Raw genomic sequence first — 15,160 nt, forward strand, 5'->3', positions numbered from 1 at the left:
CTATGCCTGAACCACGTACCCCCGCGAAGACGGTCGCGCAGAGCGTCCTCGGCTTCGTCGGCTTGAGCGTCGCCGCCGGTGTGCTCGCTACCGCCGCGGTCACCCCTGCCATCGCGATGACCGGTCTCGCCACCTCCACGGGCATCTCCGTCTTCGACGGCCTCCCCGACTACCTCCAGCTCGACTCGCTCGCCCAGAAGTCGAGCATCTACGCCAAGGACTCCGCAGGCAACCCGGTGCTCCTCGCCTCCTTCTACGACCAGAACCGGATCGAGGACAGCTGGGACCAGATCTCCCAGTTCGCGAAGGACGCCGCGGTCTCGGCTGAGGACCCCCGCTTCTTCGAGCACGGTGGCATCGACCTCGCGGGCACCGTCCGCGCGGTCGTCAACAACGCCGCCGGTGGATCGACGCAGGGTGGTTCGTCGATCACGCAGCAGTACGTGAAGAACGTCCTGGTGCAGAAGGCCGAGGCGATCCCCGACAAGAAGGAGAGCGACGCGGCCTATGAGGAGGCGACCGCGACGACCCCGGAGCGCAAGCTCAAGGAGATGCGACTCGCGATCGGGCTCGAGAAGACCTACGGCAAGGAGGACATCCTCCGCGGGTACCTCAACATCTCCGGCTTCGGCGGACGCGTCTACGGGATCGAGGCCGCGTCCAACTACTACTTCAACACCACGGCGGCGAACCTCACGCTGGAGCAGGCGGCGACGCTGCTCGCGATCGTCAACAACCCCGAGAACCTCAGGATCGACAAGCCCGACAGCGCCGACAACGGCGCGGCCAACGGCTACGCCCTGACGAAGACGCGACGGGACTACGTCCTCGACCAGATGCTCAAGGAGCAGAAAATCTCCCAGGAGCAGCACGACGCCGCGGTGGCGATCCCGATCACGCCGACGATCGTGCCTCCCGTCACCGGCTGTTCCGCGGCCGGGTCGTCCGCCTACTTCTGTGATTACGTGACGAACGTGCTGCAGAACAACGAGATCTTCGGCGCCACACAGGACGAACGGTGGACGAACTTCAAGCGCGGCGGGTACAGCGTCTTCACGACCCTCGACCTCGACCTCCAGAGCGCCTCGCAGGCGGCGATCGACGAGTACGTCCCGAAAACGACCACTGAACTCGACCTCGGTGCCGTTTCAGTGAGCGTGCAGCCGGGGAGCGGGCGGATCCTCGCCATGGCCCAGAACAAGGACTACTCGCAGGATCCCGACGTCCTGGCGACGGGCTCGAACTACAGCGCGATCAACTACAACACCGACCAGGCCTACGGCGGCTCGGCCGGCTTCCAGCCCGGGTCGACGTACAAGATCTTCACCCTCACGGACTGGCTGAAGTCGGGCAAGGGCGTCAACGAGTCGATCAACGCGAACCGCAGATCCGACTGGGGCACCTTCACCAACAGTTGCGTCCCGGGTGGGACGGAGCAGGCGGAGGCCGGCTGGAGTCCGCGGAACGACGAGGGCGAATCGGGGTCCTACACCGTGAGACGCGCCACGCAGCAGTCGATCAACACCGCGTTCATCGCGATGGCGCAGGAGCTGGACCTCTGCGACATCAGCAAGACCGCTGAATCGATGGGCGTGCACCGTGCCGACGGCGCACCACTGAACAACTCCCCCGCCACCGTGCTCGGCACGAACGAGGTCGCCCCGCTGAGCATGGCGACCGCCTTCGCAACGCTCGCCGCGGGCGGCAAGACGTGCGACCCGATTGCGATCGACTCGATCACGAAGCCCGACGGCTCCACCGCCGAGGTCCCCTCCGCGAACTGCCGTCAATCCGTCGATGCGAAGGTGGCGGCCGCGGCCGACGACGTCCTCCAGGGTGTCGTGTCGAGCGGTACCGCGTCCGCCTCGGGCGCCCGCACCGACGGGGTCGGCGAGCTGATCGGCAAGACCGGGACCACGGACAACGCCGAGGCGACCTGGATGAGCGGTGCGAGCACGACGGTCGCGACGGTCGTCGGCACCTTCAACGTCAGCGGACACGTCAACCTCCGCGACACCTACATCGACGGCACCCAGGTGGCCTCCATGCGGCACTACATCTGGCCGGAGGTCATGTCGGCCGCGCTCGCCAAGTACCCGGGCGGCGACTTCCCCGAGGCCGACCGCGCCACGCTGCAGGGCGACGGTTCCGGCAGCAGCGGCGAGGACTCGACACCTGCCCCGACGCCCACGGCCGACCCCACGCAGGCACCGAGCGAGGCGCCGACACCGGCTCCGGGTGATGGCGGGGACACAGATGGGACCGGCGAGGACGGCGGGCCTGCCGCCCCGGGGAACGGCAACGGGAACGGCGGAGGCGCTGGGAACGGGAACGGGAACGGCTCGCCCGGATGATCGGATGCGGCTGCCGGACACTTCGTCGCCGGCAGCCGCAGGTGATCGCGTGGCGGCAACGATCCGGTTTCAACGCGGCGCTGAGCGGGCCTTTTTCAGGATTGTCGCTTAGCATCGATCCATGCCTCAACAACATCGCACGGCCACCGGTGTGCTCGGCGGCTTCCTCGGCTTTCTCGGCCTGAGCGTCGCCGCGGGTGTCCTCGTCACCGCCACGGTCACCCCGGCCCTCGCCGTCACGGGGATGGCGACCAACAGCACGATCAACGTGTTCGACGGTCTGCCCGACTACCTGGCCCTCGACGAGCTGGCGCAGAAGTCGAACATCTACGCAACCGACAGCGCCGGTAACCCACAGCTGCTCGCGTCCTTCTACCAGCAGAACCGCATCGAGGTCGGCTGGGATCAGATCAACCAGTTCGTCAAGGACGCGGCGGTCTCCGCTGAGGACCCGCGCTTCTACGAGCACGGCGGTGTCGACCTCACCGGCACGATCCGAGCCGTCGCGATCAGTGCGACGGGCCGCGACTTGCAGGGTGGTTCGTCCATCACCCAGCAGTACGTGAAGAACGTGCTCGTGCAGAAGGCAGAGGCCATCACCGACGAGGCCAAGATGAAGGCCGCGTATGAAGAGGCGACGAAGGCGACCCCTGAGCGCAAGCTCAAGGAGATGCGCATGGCCATCGGCCTCGAGAAGCGCTACGGCAAGCAGGACATCCTCCGCGGGTACCTCAACATCGCCGGCTTCGGCGGCCGCACCTACGGCATCGAGGCCGCAGCCAACTACTACTTCGCGACCTCCGCTGCGAACCTCAACCTCGAGCAGGCCGCCGCGCTCATGGCGATCGTCAACAACCCGGAGACGCTGCGTCTCGACCGTCCCGAGAGCGAGACGAACGGCGCCGCGAACGGGTACGCGCTCACCCTCGACCGGCGGAACTACGTCCTCGATCAGATGATCAAGGAAGGCAAGATCACCCAGGAGCAGTACGACGTCGCGATCGCGACGGCGATCACGCCCACGATCAACCCGGCGAGCACGGGTTGCCAGACGGCCGTCAACGTCAGCCCCGGCGCGGGGTACTTCTGCGACTACGTCACACGGGTGTTCCAGAACAACCCGATCTTCGGTGCCACCGAGGACGAGCGTTGGGCGGCATTCAACCGTGGTGGGTACAGCGTGTTCACGACGCTCGACCTCGACGTCCAGTACGCCGCGCAGACGGCGATCGACGAGCTCATCCCGCGGGTGAGCGACCAGCTCGACATCGGTGCGGTCTCGGTCACGGTCCAGCCCGGTACGGGCCGCATCCTCGCGATGGCGCAGAACAAGGACTACTCGAACGATCCCGACGTCCTGGCCACCGGTGCCAACTACTCCGCGGTCAACTACAACACCGACGTCGACTACGGCGGATCGACCGGCTTCCAACCCGGATCGACGTACAAGACCTTCACACTCGCCGAATGGCTCAAAGAGGGGCACGGCCTGAACGAGGGCGTCGACGGCCGGAAACGGTCCCCGTGGGGCACGTTCAAGGACTCGTGTGCCGATGGCGGCACGGTCTACGCCGGTTCCGACTGGAACCCCGGTAACGACGAGGGCGGCAACGGTGGCCAGTACACCGCGCTCCAGTCGACGAAGCAGTCCATCAACACCGGCTTCATCGCGATGGCGAAGCAGCTCGACCTCTGCGGTATCCGCAAGACGGCCGAGTCGATGGGTGTGCACCGCGCCGATGGCGGCCCCCTGCTCCAGTCTCCCGCGACCGTCCTCGGCACCAACGAGGTCGCACCGCTCAGCATGGCGACGGCCTTCGCGACCTTCGCCTCCGGCGGTATCACCTGCGACCCGATCGCGATCGACCGCGTCGTGAAGCCCGACGGCACCGAGATCCCTGTCCCTCCGGCGAACTGCCGCCAGGGCCTCGAGGCGAACGTCGCCGCGACAGCGAACGTCGCGCTCCAGGCGACCTTCAACGGCGGTACGACGAGCTCGTCCCGCATCGGCGACGGTGTCCCCCTCATCGGCAAGACGGGCACCACCGACAACAACGAAGCGACCTGGATGAGCGGCGCGAGCACGAAGGCGGCGACCGTCGTCGGCGTCTTCAACGCGACGGGCCACGTCAACCTCCGTCGGACGTACTTCGACGCCGGCCAGGCTGCGACGATCCGTCACAAGATCTGGCCGCGGGTCATGGCGACCGCCAACGCGAAGTTCGGCGGCGACGCGTTCGGCGACCCCGACCCGTCGCTCATCAACGGCCAGTCGGTCCAGGTGCCCGATGTGGCCGGGAAGACGATCGAGGAAGCCCAGAAGCTCCTCGAGGACGCCGGCTTCGGCTTCGAGAACGGTGGCGCCGGCGACTCTGCGCTGCCGGCAGGTCAGGCCGCCAGCACCAACCCGTCGGGCACGGTGCCGAAGGGCTCCATCGTCACGGTCTACACGAGCAACGGACTCTTGGGCGTCATCCCCGATGTCAGCGGAGCCGGCAACTTCGATGCAGCGAAGGCGGCTCTCCAGGGTGCCGGATTCACGAACGTGGGTCAGAAGTGTGCGGTCGATCCCGCTGCAGCGACACCGAAGGTGACCGGCGTCGATCCGCCTGCAGGAACCGCGGCGCGCAAGGACGGCAAGGTGACGGTGACGGTCTCCAAGACCAGCTGTTAGCGTCCTGACGCCAGCACGGAGGGCCCGATCGGATTCGATCGGGCCCTCCGTCGTCTCCGCGGGGTTCGGCTCCGGGCGTCTTCGGAGGGGGCACCGGGTACGCTCGGGGGACGGTCGAGACCACTCGACGACCGAGGAGGAGACGATCGATGGCGGCACCGATGAGCACCGGCGGCAGACTCGGCACGGCAGCGGCCGTCGTGGCAGGCCTCGGGGCCCTCACCTTCGGGTACGCGTCGGTGATCGAGCGCAACGCCTTCACGCTCCGCAGGGTGACCGCTCCGGTCCTCCCACCCGACGCCGAGCCGATCACCGTGCTGCACCTCTCCGACCTCCACATGGCCCCCTGGCAGCGCCGGAAGCAGGCCTGGCTGCGGTCGCTGGCGGATCTCCGGCCGGACGTCGTGATCAACACGGGCGACAATCTGGGCCATGAGCAGGGCATCGACGGGATCCGCGCTGCACTCTCGGTCTTCGCAGGTGTTCCGGGGGCGTTCGTGCACGGTTCGAACGACTACTACGGCCCGACCGCGAAGAACCCGTTCAAATACTTCACGCAGACCTCGTCGAAGCACGTCTCCCCGACGACACTCGACACGGGCGCGCTCGAGCGGTTCTTCATGGACGAACTCGGCTGGATCGACCTCAACAACGCGGTCGGTGAGATCTCGGTGGGCAGGACCCGCCTCGACCTGTTCGGCGTCGACGACCCGCACAAGCACTTCGACCGCCTGGACACGCTCACGGCACTCATCGACGAACGATTGGACGCAGAGACCTTGGACACCGACGACCCGTCGCTGGCGCATACGGTGACGGTGGGCGTGATGCACGCTCCGTATCGGCGGGTGCTCGACGCGTTCGTGACGCAGGGTGCGCAGTTCATCTTCGCGGGGCACACCCACGGTGGGCAGGTCTGTGTGCCGGGCTACGGCGCGCTCGTGACGAACTGCGACATCCCTCGCAAGCAGGTGAAGGGGCTCAGCGTCTGGCGGCATGCCCTCCGCTCGGCGTACCTGAACGTGTCGGCGGGTGTCGGGACGTCCATCTACGCGCCCGTGCGCTTCGCCTGCCGGCCGGAGGCGTCGCTCGTGACGCTCCTCCCCCGTCGCACGGTGGTCTGACCGGGCCCGACTGCCCTTCGACAGGCTCAGGGACCGAGACTCTCCGGCCCGAGCACCCTCCGCCAGTACCGAGCGCCTGCCGCGGGTCACTGAGCACCCGCCGCGGGTCGCTGAGCACCCTCCGCCGGTCACTGAGCACCCTCCGCCGGTCACTGAGCTTGTCGAAGTGCTGCCCTTCGACAGGCTCAGGGACCGGGACTCTCCCCGGAGAAACAGAGAAGCCCGGTCAGACGATTTCTCGTCGGACCGGGCTTGTACTGTCGGGGTAGCGGGATGTGCAACCCGCCAGCCCAGCGGACCGCCAACCCGGGAAACAGAGAAGCCCGGTCAGACGATTGCTCGTCGGACCGGGCTTGTACTGTCGGGGTAGCGGGATGTGCAACCCGCCAGCCCAGCGGACCGCCAACCCGGGAAACAGAGAAGCCCGGTCAGACGATTTCTCATCTGACCGGGCTTGTACTGTCGGGGTAGCGGGATGTGCAACCCGCCAGCCCAGCGGACCGCCAACCCGGGAAACAGCGAAGCCCGGCGGATACTTACGTATCTGCCGGGCTTGTACTGTCGGGGTAGCGGGATTTGAACCCACGACCTCTTCGTCCCGAACGAAGCGCGCTACCAAACTGCGCCACACCCCGATGGCCCGAAGGCCTTGTCTAGGATAGCCGATTTTTCAGCGGCTGTTCGCCACTTCCTGGAATCGGTGGATCCCGGACCGGATCAGCCGGGCGCCGCCATCGCCGCCCGGCCGATCCGTGATCTCACGCCTGCTGGCGGCGACGCACGACCACGGTACCGAGCGCAGCAGCACCGACGGCGAGGAGCCCTCCGGCCACCCACGGGAGGGCGGTTCCGGCGAACCCGGTGTCGGCGAGGGCGTTGCCCCCGGCAGACGGGTCGGAGGCCGATGCAGCGGCCGCAGCGGCGTCCGCGGGGTCCAGAACGGTGAAGTCGGACGAGTCGGTCACGGCACCCTGGGTCGCGGTCAGCGTGTAGGTGCCTGCGGGGTCAGCAGCCGTGTCGATGGAGACCTGGATGTCGCCGGTCTCGCCCGCGACGGTCGACAGCGTGCGAGCGGAGACACCGGCTGCGGAGGACTCGATGGTGATCGACACCGTCTGGTTCGCCGCCCAGAAGTCCGAGCACGAGTAGGAGACCGCCGCGCCGCGCGCGACGCTCGCCGGCGTGATCGAGTTGCAGCTGCCAGGACCGTAGCTGTCGCCCTCGAGCGCGTTGGCTGCGGTGGGCAGCGCGACGACGGCGAGGAGGACGAGTGCGGCGGCGGAGAGAGTTCGTTTCATATGCGGGCCCCTTGGTGTGCGGATGGCGCATGCGCTGCGTGATGCGACATGCGGACAGGGCCTGGAGCCGAGCGCTGATCACTCGTGGCCTCCATGGCCGTCATCATGCTAGGGCAGCCGCCATCTCGCCAGGGCTGGAAAACCGCGGAATTCCGCGGATGTGACCACCTTTGGGGGTACGACCTGTCCGCCTGACGCCAAGCCGGGCGAGGACCGTGCCACGCCGAAGCCCAGGAGGGTGAGATGCCCTCCGGTCAGGCCGTGGTCCGAGCGGACGACCGCTCGGACCACGGATCCCGACTGACGGATCAGGCCGTCTTGCGGCGACGGATCGTCATCGCACCGACGACGCCGGCACCGACGACGAGGAGGCCTCCGCCGATCCACGGCAGGGCTCCACCGTCGAAGCCGGTCGAGGCGAACTCACGCTCCGAGACCTGGAAGGAGGCGCTCTCGGTGGTCGCGCCCTGGGTCGCCGTGACCATGCAGGTGCCGGAGGCGGTCTTGCTGGTTTCGATCGTCACCGCGAACGCACGGGCGGCGTCGGCGCTGAACGTGCCGGACGTCGGCACGGCGCTCTGCTCGGCGGCCTGCTCGGTCGCGCCGGCGGTGTTCGGCTTCGCAGCGGGAATGCTGCAGCCGGGCCCGGCGACGGTGACCGTCACCGGAGTGCCGGGGTCGAAGGTGCCGTCGCAGCGGAAGACGGTCGACTCCCCCTGGGTCACCGACACCGGCGTGAGGGTCGCACAGCCGGCAGGGCCGTAGGTGGACGAGTCGGTCGCTGCACTCGCGGCGGTCGGGGCCGCGAAGACTGCCAGGAGGCAGAGCGATGCTAGGGCAAGGGTGCGCTTCATGTTGATATCCCCAAGGAACGTCGAATACCCCCTGCGTCCGCCGATTTCGGGTGGGCGTCCGCGCGAGGTTCCTCAGGGTCACGAATTCGGGTGCGTGGCTTCCTGAGGTGTTGTCATGCTATGTCAGGAGCCGCACCGAGGGAAGGCTGAAATGGTCGTTTTGCCCGTGATTCCGGGGGTTGTGACCAGGTTTGGGGGTACGTCGGAGGCCTTCGGAGCGAGCACCGTGAAGACGAGTTCCGTTGTCGCCCCCGGAGTGAGGGTCACGTCGGTCTGGGCGTAGAGACGACCGTTCGGGTCGGTCACGGCCTTGACCGGCAGGTCCTCGCCGTCGCTCGCACCGAGCAGGGTTGCGCCCAGCGGACCGTGGATCACGACGCGCGTCGCGATGTCTCCCGCGGGGGTGCCGAAACGCCCGCCCGCGGTCACGTAGTCCGGCAGGGAGGTCGCGGCATCCGCCGGCGCAGTGGACGTCAGGGTGACGGCGACGACGTACTCGGCGCCGTGCTTCGTGCATCGGGCGTCGCGGATGTCGACGTTCGTCTCCAGGTAGTAGTCCATCTTCGCGCGGGTCAGGTCCTCGAGGTAGACCCCGGTGTAGACCGCCGCGTCGTCGGTCGTCGGCGGGATCCCGGCGAGGCTCGTCTGGGCGATCAACGCCTGTTCGGCGGGGACCGCACTCCAGACGTGGAGACGGTTCTCCGCGCCGGACTCGGACAGGGCCTGGACGAGGGCGCCGGGGTCGGGCGAGCGGGAGATCATGCCCTCGAACACCGCACCCGAGACCGCGGCGAAGAACGCGTCTTGCACGAGCCGGTCCGGGAACCGGGCGTAGACGTCGCTCAGCAGCGTCTTCGCCGCGTTGTCGGCGGTGAGCTCGGTGCCGTCCGGGAGGGCGACGGGCCCGGTCGCCTCCAGCAGGTGCGCGAGGACGTAGGGGTCGACGGCGACCACGGTGTCGATGGGCACGCCGAACACCTGGGTCCCCATGGCTGCGGCGAGCTCCCCGGTGCGACTGAAGTCGACCGTGAGGTTGGTGTCCTGGATGTATCGGCCGAGGTTGTCGGTGTAGACGTTCTGCTCGAACGGGGTGAGCGGCAGCACGGGGGCGGGGAATCCGGAGAAGTCGTCGCTCCCCCGGGTGCCGACGAAGGAGATGACGCCGTTCTCCGCGTGGATGAGGGCCACCGCCCCGGCGATGCCGCCACTCGAGCGCAGCTCCGCGTTGTTCTGGATCATCACCATGATGTTCCGAGGCCCGGCCCCACCCGCCATGTCCGGCAGGAGCGCCGTGGCCCGCGCCGCGGTGTCGAGCATCGTGGACGCACCGGCAATCGTGCGGGTGAGCTTCTCGACGGCGTCGGCGACTACCGGCAGCGCACCGTCCGTGCCGATCGTGTCCACGCGCTCGGCGATGGCGTCAGCCGCTGCAGCCGCGTCGGCCACGGTCGGCGCGACGGTGCGGAGCGGCTCCGTCGCGATCGAGCCGTCCCCGGGGAGCAGGGACGACAGGTTGACCTGATCGGCGATCTCGACGACCTTCGGCACGACATCGACCGCGACGTCGTCGGTCGCAGCGGCAGCCTGTCGCACCGCGGAGAAGTTCACGCCGAGGAACGGGACCGCCTCGGCCGCCCGCCAGACGGGATCACTCGTCAGCGACACCGCCTCGCCGGTGTGCTTCGTGAGGGCACGCTGCGTTGCCTCGGTGCCGCTCGCGTCACCCTTGAGTACGGCCGACTGGAGCGACTTCGCCTCCGACTGGGCGGCTTCGAGCGCGTTCTTCGCCAGCGACGCCCGGACGCCGAGCCAGGCTCCGAGCGCGAGGACGACGAGGAGGACGGCGAGTGCGATCCACCACAGACGCGAACGCCGATGGCCGGGCAGGCGGATGCCGGCCGTCGCCGGGCGTGGGTCAGCCAAGAGTGCTCCTTGTTCGGGTAGGCACAGCCTAACCGCCGGATGACGGCCTCCGAGGGTCCCTGCACGCCCCCTTTCAGGGGTGGACGGCGCACGCGACAACCGGGCTCACGGCCACTCATGGCCTACGATTGCGGGATGCCGTCAGCACGCTCGTCGACCGATCTGGAGCCGCACCGCAGATGACCCGCACGCCGCGCATCGTGATCGGGATCCTGCTGCTGCTCTGCCTGTGCGTCATGCTCGGCATCGCGTTCTGGCCCACGCCCGTCGACGCCGACGGCCGCACGACGCTGCTCGCGATCCTCGACCGATTACAGGCCGCGGGCGCGCCGGACTGGTTCGACTACCGCTTCGTCGAATCGGCCGCGAACGTCGTGCTGTTCATCCCACTCGGCGCCCTGCTCGCCCTGGAGCTGCCCCTGCGGCTCTGGTGGATCGCACCGCTGACGACGACCCTGTTCTCGGTCGCGATCGAACTCGGACAGACCCTGCTCCCCGAGCGCGTAGCGACGATCGCCGACGTCTACGCCAATGCGGCCGGAGGTCTGCTCGGCGCGACGATCGTACTCGTCGTCCGGCTACTCGTCGCCGGTCACGGGCGACCGAGACCGACGTAGCGCCACCCGGCGCCCCGCCAGGCGTCCACGTCGAGGCAGTTGCGTCCGTCCACGATCGTCTTGCCCGCGGTCAACTCGGCGACGGCCGAGGGGTCCAGGGCGCGGAACGCCTTCCACTCGGTCACGACGACGACGATGTCCGCGTCCGTCACGGCCTGCTCGGCCGAGTCTGCGAACGTCAGCTGCGGGTGGAGTCGACGCGCGTTGGGGACCGCTTCCGGATCGAAGGCGAGCACCTCCGCACCCAGGCCGTTGAGTCCGACGGCGACGTCGAGGGCCGGCGAGTCGCGGACGTCGTCGCTGTCGGGCTTGAAGGCGAGCCCGAGCACCGCGACCCGCTTCCGGTAGGCGCTCCCGCCGAGCTCCTCGACGACGAGGTCGATGACGCGCTGACGGCGACGCAGGTTGATCGCGTCGACCTCCTTGAGGAACGCCACCGACTCGCCACGACCGAGCTCCTCGGCACGAGCGGTGAAGGCCCGGATGTCCTTCGGCAGGCATCCGCCGCCGAACCCGACACCGGCGTTGAGGAAGCGGCGGCCGATCCGGGCGTCGTAGCCGATCGCGTCGGCGAGCTCCGTGACGTCGGCGTCCGTGACCTCGGCGATCTCCGCCATCGCGTTGATGAAGGAGATCTTCGTGGCGAGGAACGCGTTCGCCGCGACCTTCACGAGCTCTGCGGTCGAGTAGCCGGTGGCGACGAGCGGCGTGCCGGTCGAGAGCGCCTGGGCGTAGACCTCGTCGAAGGCGGCTCGCGCGACGGCGGCGTCCTCCGGAGCCGGCGGCAGCCCGTACACGAGTCGGTCGGGCGCGATGGTGTCCTGCACGGCGAAGCCTTCCCGCAGGAACTCCGGGTTCCAGGCGAGCACGGCGCCGGTGGGGGCGACGAGTTCCGCAAGGCGCGCAGCGGTGCCGACGGGGACGGTCGACTTGCCGACGACGACGTCACCAGCCGACAGGTGCGGCAGGAGGGCCGTCACCGCAGCGTCCACGTAGCGCAGGTCGGCCGCGTTGGAGCCGGCCTTCTGCGGCGTACCGACTGCGACGAAGTGCATGGTCGCCCCGGCCGCGTCGGCCATGTCCGTGCTGAAGCGCAGGCGGCCCGACTCGACGCCGGCCAGCAGCAGCTCCGGCAGACCTGGCTCGAAGATCGGCGAGCGTCCGGCGGCGAGCGCCTCGATCTTGGCCGGGTCGACGTCGATACCGACGACCTCGTGCCCGATCGACGCCATGGCGGCCGCGTGCACGGCCCCGAGGTAGCCGCAGCCGATGACGGAGAGCTTCATGCGTGTGATCCTTCGCTGATGGGACGAACGGTGGGTGTGCTGGACAGTCGACCGCCGGACTCCTGCAGGTAGCAGACGCCGCAGAGCGATTCGTAGGTGACGGTGGTGCCGTCGATGGCGACCTGGTCGCCGTCGAACACGAAGGTGTCGCCGAACCGGCGGCCGTTGAAGATCGCCTTCCGACCGCACCGGCAGATCGTCTTGAGTTCTTCGAGGCTGTGGGCGACTTCGAGGAGACGCCGGCTCCCGGGGAACGCGACGGTCTGGAAGTCGGTCCGGATGCCGTAGGCGAGCACCGGGATGCCCTCGAGCAGCGCGATGCGGAGGAGGTCGTCGACCTGCTCCCCGTGGAGGAACTGGGCTTCGTCGACGAGGAGGCAGCTGACGTCCTCTCCGGTCTCCTGCACGACGCGGCGACGGTGCTCCGCGAACACCCGGACGGCGTCGTCGTCAGGACCGAGCAGGAAGTCGGCGTCGCGGGTCACGCCGAGGCGACTGACGATGGCGGCGTCGCCCTTCGTGTCGAGGGACGGCTTGGCGAGGAGGACGCGGTGGCCGCGCTCCTCGTAGTTGAACGCCGCCTGGAGCAAGGCGGTGCTCTTGCCGGAGTTCATCGCCCCGTATCGGAAGTACAGTTTCGCCACCAGGCAAGCTTAGGGTTCCAGGGCTGCACCTGTCGCATCCGACGAGGGGCCGGGCGAGCACCCGTGCGGCGGCTACAGCGAGATGTCGAGGGCCTCGGCGGTGCTCTCGAGGACCTTCGCGGCCGTCTCGGGGACGTCGTTCAGCGTCGAGCCGTAGGTCGGGATCATCTCGCGGAGCCTCGGCTCCCACGCGGTCATCCGGTCGGGGAAGCACTTCCGCAGGACGTCGAGCATGATCGGCACGGCCGTCGACGCGCCGGGGGAAGCGCCCAGCAGTCCCGCGATCGTGCCGTCCGCACCCGTGATGACCTCGGTGCCGAACTGCAGGACGCCGCCCTTGGCCTTGTCCTTCTTCATGACCTGGGCGCGCTGCCCGGCCTCGATGAGGTACCAGTCCTCGTCCTTGGCCGTCGGCAGGAACTCGCGGAGGCTGTCCATCTTCTGCTTCCGGGACTGCAGGAGCTGCCCGACGAGGTACGTGATGAGACTCGGGTTGTCCTTGGCGACCGCCAGCATCGGGAGCAGGTTGTGCGGGCGCACCTGGGTGACGAGGTCGAGCATCGATCCGCGCTTGAGGAACTTCGGGCTGAACGTCGCGTACGGGCCGAAGAGGAGGCTCGCCTGACCGTCGACGACGCGGGTGTCGAGGTGCGGGACCGACATCGGCGGGGCACCGACCGAGGCCTGGCTGTACACCTTTGCCTGGTGCTTCGAGACGACCGCGGGGTTGTCGGTGCGGAGGAACTGGCCGCCGATGGGGAAGACGCCGTAGCCCTTGATCTCGGGGATGCCGGACTTCTGCAACAGCTTGAGCGCCCATCCGCCGGCACCGACGAAGACGAAGCGGGCGTTGATCTCCATCGGTGAACGACCGAGGGTCTGGCGGCCACGGATGCGCCATGTGCCGTCCTTCAACCGCTTGAGCGACCGGACCTCGTGGTTGGTGCGGACGTGCGTGTTCGGTGCTGCACCGAAGAGCTTGTGCGTGAGCGAACCGAAGTCGACGTCGGTGCCCGCGGTGATCCGGGTGGCCGCGATGCGTTCGCCGACGGCACGACGGTTGATGAGGAGTGGAGCCCACTCGGCGATGACGGCCGGGTCCTCCGAGAACTCGATGCCGGCGAAGAGCGGCTGATCCTTCAGCGCCTCGTAGCGCTTCCGCAGGTATTCGACGTCCTTCTCGCCGCGCACGAAGGTCATGTGCGGGGTCGGGTTGATGAAGGTGTCGGGTGCGCCGAGCAGGCCCTCCTCGACGAGGTGGGACCAGAACTGGCGGCTGAGCTGGAACTGCTCGTTGATACCGATGGCCTTCGCTGGGTCGACGTGGCCGTGGGCGTCCTGCGGCATGTAGTTGAGCTCGCACAGCGCGGCATGGCCCGTCCCGGCGTTGTTCCAGGGGTTGGAGCTCTCGAGTGCGACGTCGCTCAGGCGCTCGTACACCTCGACCTTCCAGTCAGGCTGCACCTGGTGGATGAGGGCGGCGAGCGTGGCGCTCATGATGCCACCACCAATGAGGGCTACGTCGATGGTTTCGGTCACCAGAGCAGTCTAGTCGCGGCGAGGCCCGAGCTCTCCACCCGCGTGCTGTCGCTGATCGCGTGCCGTGAGATCGCTCGATGTCGAGACACTTCGGGCCGCCTGCGGTGACGCGGACTCAGCGTCCGGGGAGCGCGGGGGTGAGGGCGTCGAGCTCCTCGAGCATGCGCTGCGCGAGGTGCGCATACCCGGCGTCGCTCGGGTGGAGGCCGTCGGCGGAGATCCACGTCGCCGGGTCCTCGTCCAGCCAGTGCGACGCCCCGGAGATGTAGTCGGCCCCGATGGTGTCGGCGGCGTCGTGCACCCACCCGATGATCTGTTCGACGGACGCCGGTCGCTCAGCGGTGTACCACCAGGGCTCCACCACGATGATGCGGGTGCCGGGCAGCCCGTCACGCAGCCGTTGGAACTCCGGCAGGATCGCCTCCTGGATCGCCTGCTCGTTGCCGGTCCACTCAAAGTTGTCGTTGATGCCGAGCGCGACGATGAGGACCTCGGGGTGCTGCGCGATGACGTCGGCCGTGACGTCACCGACCTTGTCGCGCTTGCGGACGAAGCCGAGACCCGGGTAGCCGGCGTTGTACTCCGTCCAGCCTTCAGCCTTCGCGACGAGCGAAGACCAGCGCGCGGCGGGCGACGACGCTGCCGAGCCCTTGGTGTACGAGTCGCCGTAGAACGCGACGAGTGGTCCGACGGCGACCTCGGACCCGGAGGTGTCGGCGCGGGCGACCGTCGTCTGCTGGACGTCGGCACGCAGGCCGCTCACGGTGATCACCGCGGTGACGGCGATGGCCGCCGCGATGAACGCGGCCAACCACCGTCGGCGCAGGCGTGGTCGCTGGCGGGCCAT

General features: G+C 68.5%; 11 protein-coding genes and 1 tRNA gene. 4 read left to right on the forward strand and 8 right to left on the reverse strand.

Annotated elements, in window-relative coordinates; genetic code table 11:
- Window positions 1-2: 2 nt before the first annotated feature.
- The 3 genes from IFU30_RS14280 to IFU30_RS14290 all read left to right on the forward strand — a co-directional run bounded on the left by IFU30_RS14280 (window position 3) and on the right by IFU30_RS14290 (window position 6,152).
- Window positions 3-2,354 (forward strand): transglycosylase domain-containing protein, encoded by a 2,352-nt coding sequence (locus tag IFU30_RS14280; RefSeq protein WP_192005602.1) that lies wholly within the window; start codon window positions 3-5, stop codon window positions 2,352-2,354.
- A 121-nt stretch (window positions 2,355-2,475) separates the two neighbouring features.
- Window positions 2,476-5,028, forward strand: a complete 2,553-nt coding sequence (locus IFU30_RS14285) for a transglycosylase domain-containing protein (protein WP_192005606.1) — start codon at window positions 2,476-2,478, stop codon at window positions 5,026-5,028.
- 149 nt (window positions 5,029-5,177) lie between these two features.
- Window positions 5,178-6,152 carry a metallophosphoesterase gene (locus IFU30_RS14290; RefSeq protein WP_249404832.1) on the forward strand — a complete coding sequence of 325 codons (975 nt, stop codon included), beginning with the start codon at window positions 5,178-5,180 and terminating at the stop codon, window positions 6,150-6,152.
- Between the two features lie 561 nt (window positions 6,153-6,713).
- On the opposite strand, the gene IFU30_RS14295 is transcribed toward IFU30_RS14290, so the two are convergent.
- From IFU30_RS14295 to IFU30_RS14310, 4 genes are all read right to left on the reverse strand, one after another.
- Window positions 6,714-6,787, reverse strand: a tRNA-Pro gene (locus IFU30_RS14295).
- A gap of 123 nt (window positions 6,788-6,910) precedes the next feature.
- On the reverse strand, window positions 6,911-7,450 hold the full coding sequence (locus IFU30_RS14300) for a hypothetical protein (protein ID WP_137243715.1): 540 nt from the start codon (window positions 7,448-7,450) through the stop codon (window positions 6,911-6,913).
- A gap of 308 nt (window positions 7,451-7,758) precedes the next feature.
- A complete protein-coding gene (locus IFU30_RS14305; protein WP_192005608.1) occupies window positions 7,759-8,304 on the reverse strand; it encodes a hypothetical protein in 546 nt (181 codons plus the stop codon).
- Window positions 8,305-8,427: 123 nt separating this feature from the next.
- A complete protein-coding gene (locus IFU30_RS14310) occupies window positions 8,428-10,227 on the reverse strand; it encodes a DUF4012 domain-containing protein (protein WP_192005610.1) in 1,800 nt (599 codons plus the stop codon).
- A gap of 179 nt (window positions 10,228-10,406) precedes the next feature.
- On the opposite strand from IFU30_RS14310, the gene IFU30_RS14315 reads away from it, so the two are divergent.
- Complete coding sequence (locus IFU30_RS14315) at window positions 10,407-10,844, forward strand: VanZ family protein (RefSeq protein WP_124769897.1); 438 nt, start codon at window positions 10,407-10,409, stop codon at window positions 10,842-10,844.
- On the opposite strand, the gene IFU30_RS14320 is transcribed toward IFU30_RS14315, so the two are convergent.
- From IFU30_RS14320 to IFU30_RS14335, 4 genes are all read right to left on the reverse strand, one after another.
- Window positions 10,820-12,130, reverse strand: a complete 1,311-nt coding sequence (locus IFU30_RS14320; protein WP_079706870.1) for a UDP-glucose dehydrogenase family protein — start codon at window positions 12,128-12,130, stop codon at window positions 10,820-10,822. The two genes, IFU30_RS14315 and IFU30_RS14320, sit on opposite strands and share 25 nt — an antisense overlap.
- Window positions 12,127-12,774, reverse strand: a complete 648-nt coding sequence (locus tag IFU30_RS14325; RefSeq protein WP_192005612.1) for a thymidine kinase — start codon at window positions 12,772-12,774, stop codon at window positions 12,127-12,129. Before IFU30_RS14325 ends, IFU30_RS14320 begins: the two co-directional genes overlap by 4 nt.
- A 72-nt stretch (window positions 12,775-12,846) precedes the next feature.
- The gene (locus tag IFU30_RS14330; protein WP_192005614.1) at window positions 12,847-14,313 is read right to left on the reverse strand and encodes a malate:quinone oxidoreductase; all 1,467 of its coding nucleotides are present in this window, start codon (window positions 14,311-14,313) and stop codon (window positions 12,847-12,849) included.
- 115 nt (window positions 14,314-14,428) lie between these two features.
- Entirely contained in the window at window positions 14,429-15,160 is a 732-nt protein-coding gene (locus tag IFU30_RS14335; RefSeq protein WP_138945030.1) for an SGNH/GDSL hydrolase family protein, read from the reverse strand.

The organism is Plantibacter sp. CFBP 8798 (genome assembly GCF_014841195.1).
Classification (GTDB): domain Bacteria; phylum Actinomycetota; class Actinomycetes; order Actinomycetales; family Microbacteriaceae; genus Plantibacter; species Plantibacter auratus.

Coding starts and splice junctions, on each gene's coding strand:
- IFU30_RS14280 (WP_192005602.1), top strand. CDS start 3: ATGCCTGAACCACGTACCCCCGCGAAGACGGTCGCGCAGAGCGTCCTC.
- IFU30_RS14285 (WP_192005606.1), top strand. CDS start 2,476: ATGCCTCAACAACATCGCACGGCCACCGGTGTGCTCGGCGGCTTCCTC.
- IFU30_RS14290 (WP_249404832.1), top strand. CDS start 5,178: ATGGCGGCACCGATGAGCACCGGCGGCAGACTCGGCACGGCAGCGGCC.
- IFU30_RS14300 (WP_137243715.1), bottom strand. CDS start 7,450: ATGAAACGAACTCTCTCCGCCGCCGCACTCGTCCTCCTCGCCGTCGTC.
- IFU30_RS14305 (WP_192005608.1), bottom strand. CDS start 8,304: ATGAAGCGCACCCTTGCCCTAGCATCGCTCTGCCTCCTGGCAGTCTTC.
- IFU30_RS14315 (WP_124769897.1), top strand. CDS start 10,407: ATGACCCGCACGCCGCGCATCGTGATCGGGATCCTGCTGCTGCTCTGC.
- IFU30_RS14320 (WP_079706870.1), bottom strand. CDS start 12,130: ATGAAGCTCTCCGTCATCGGCTGCGGCTACCTCGGGGCCGTGCACGCG.
- IFU30_RS14335 (WP_138945030.1), bottom strand. CDS start 15,160: ATGGCCCGCCAGCGACCACGCCTGCGCCGACGGTGGTTGGCCGCGTTC.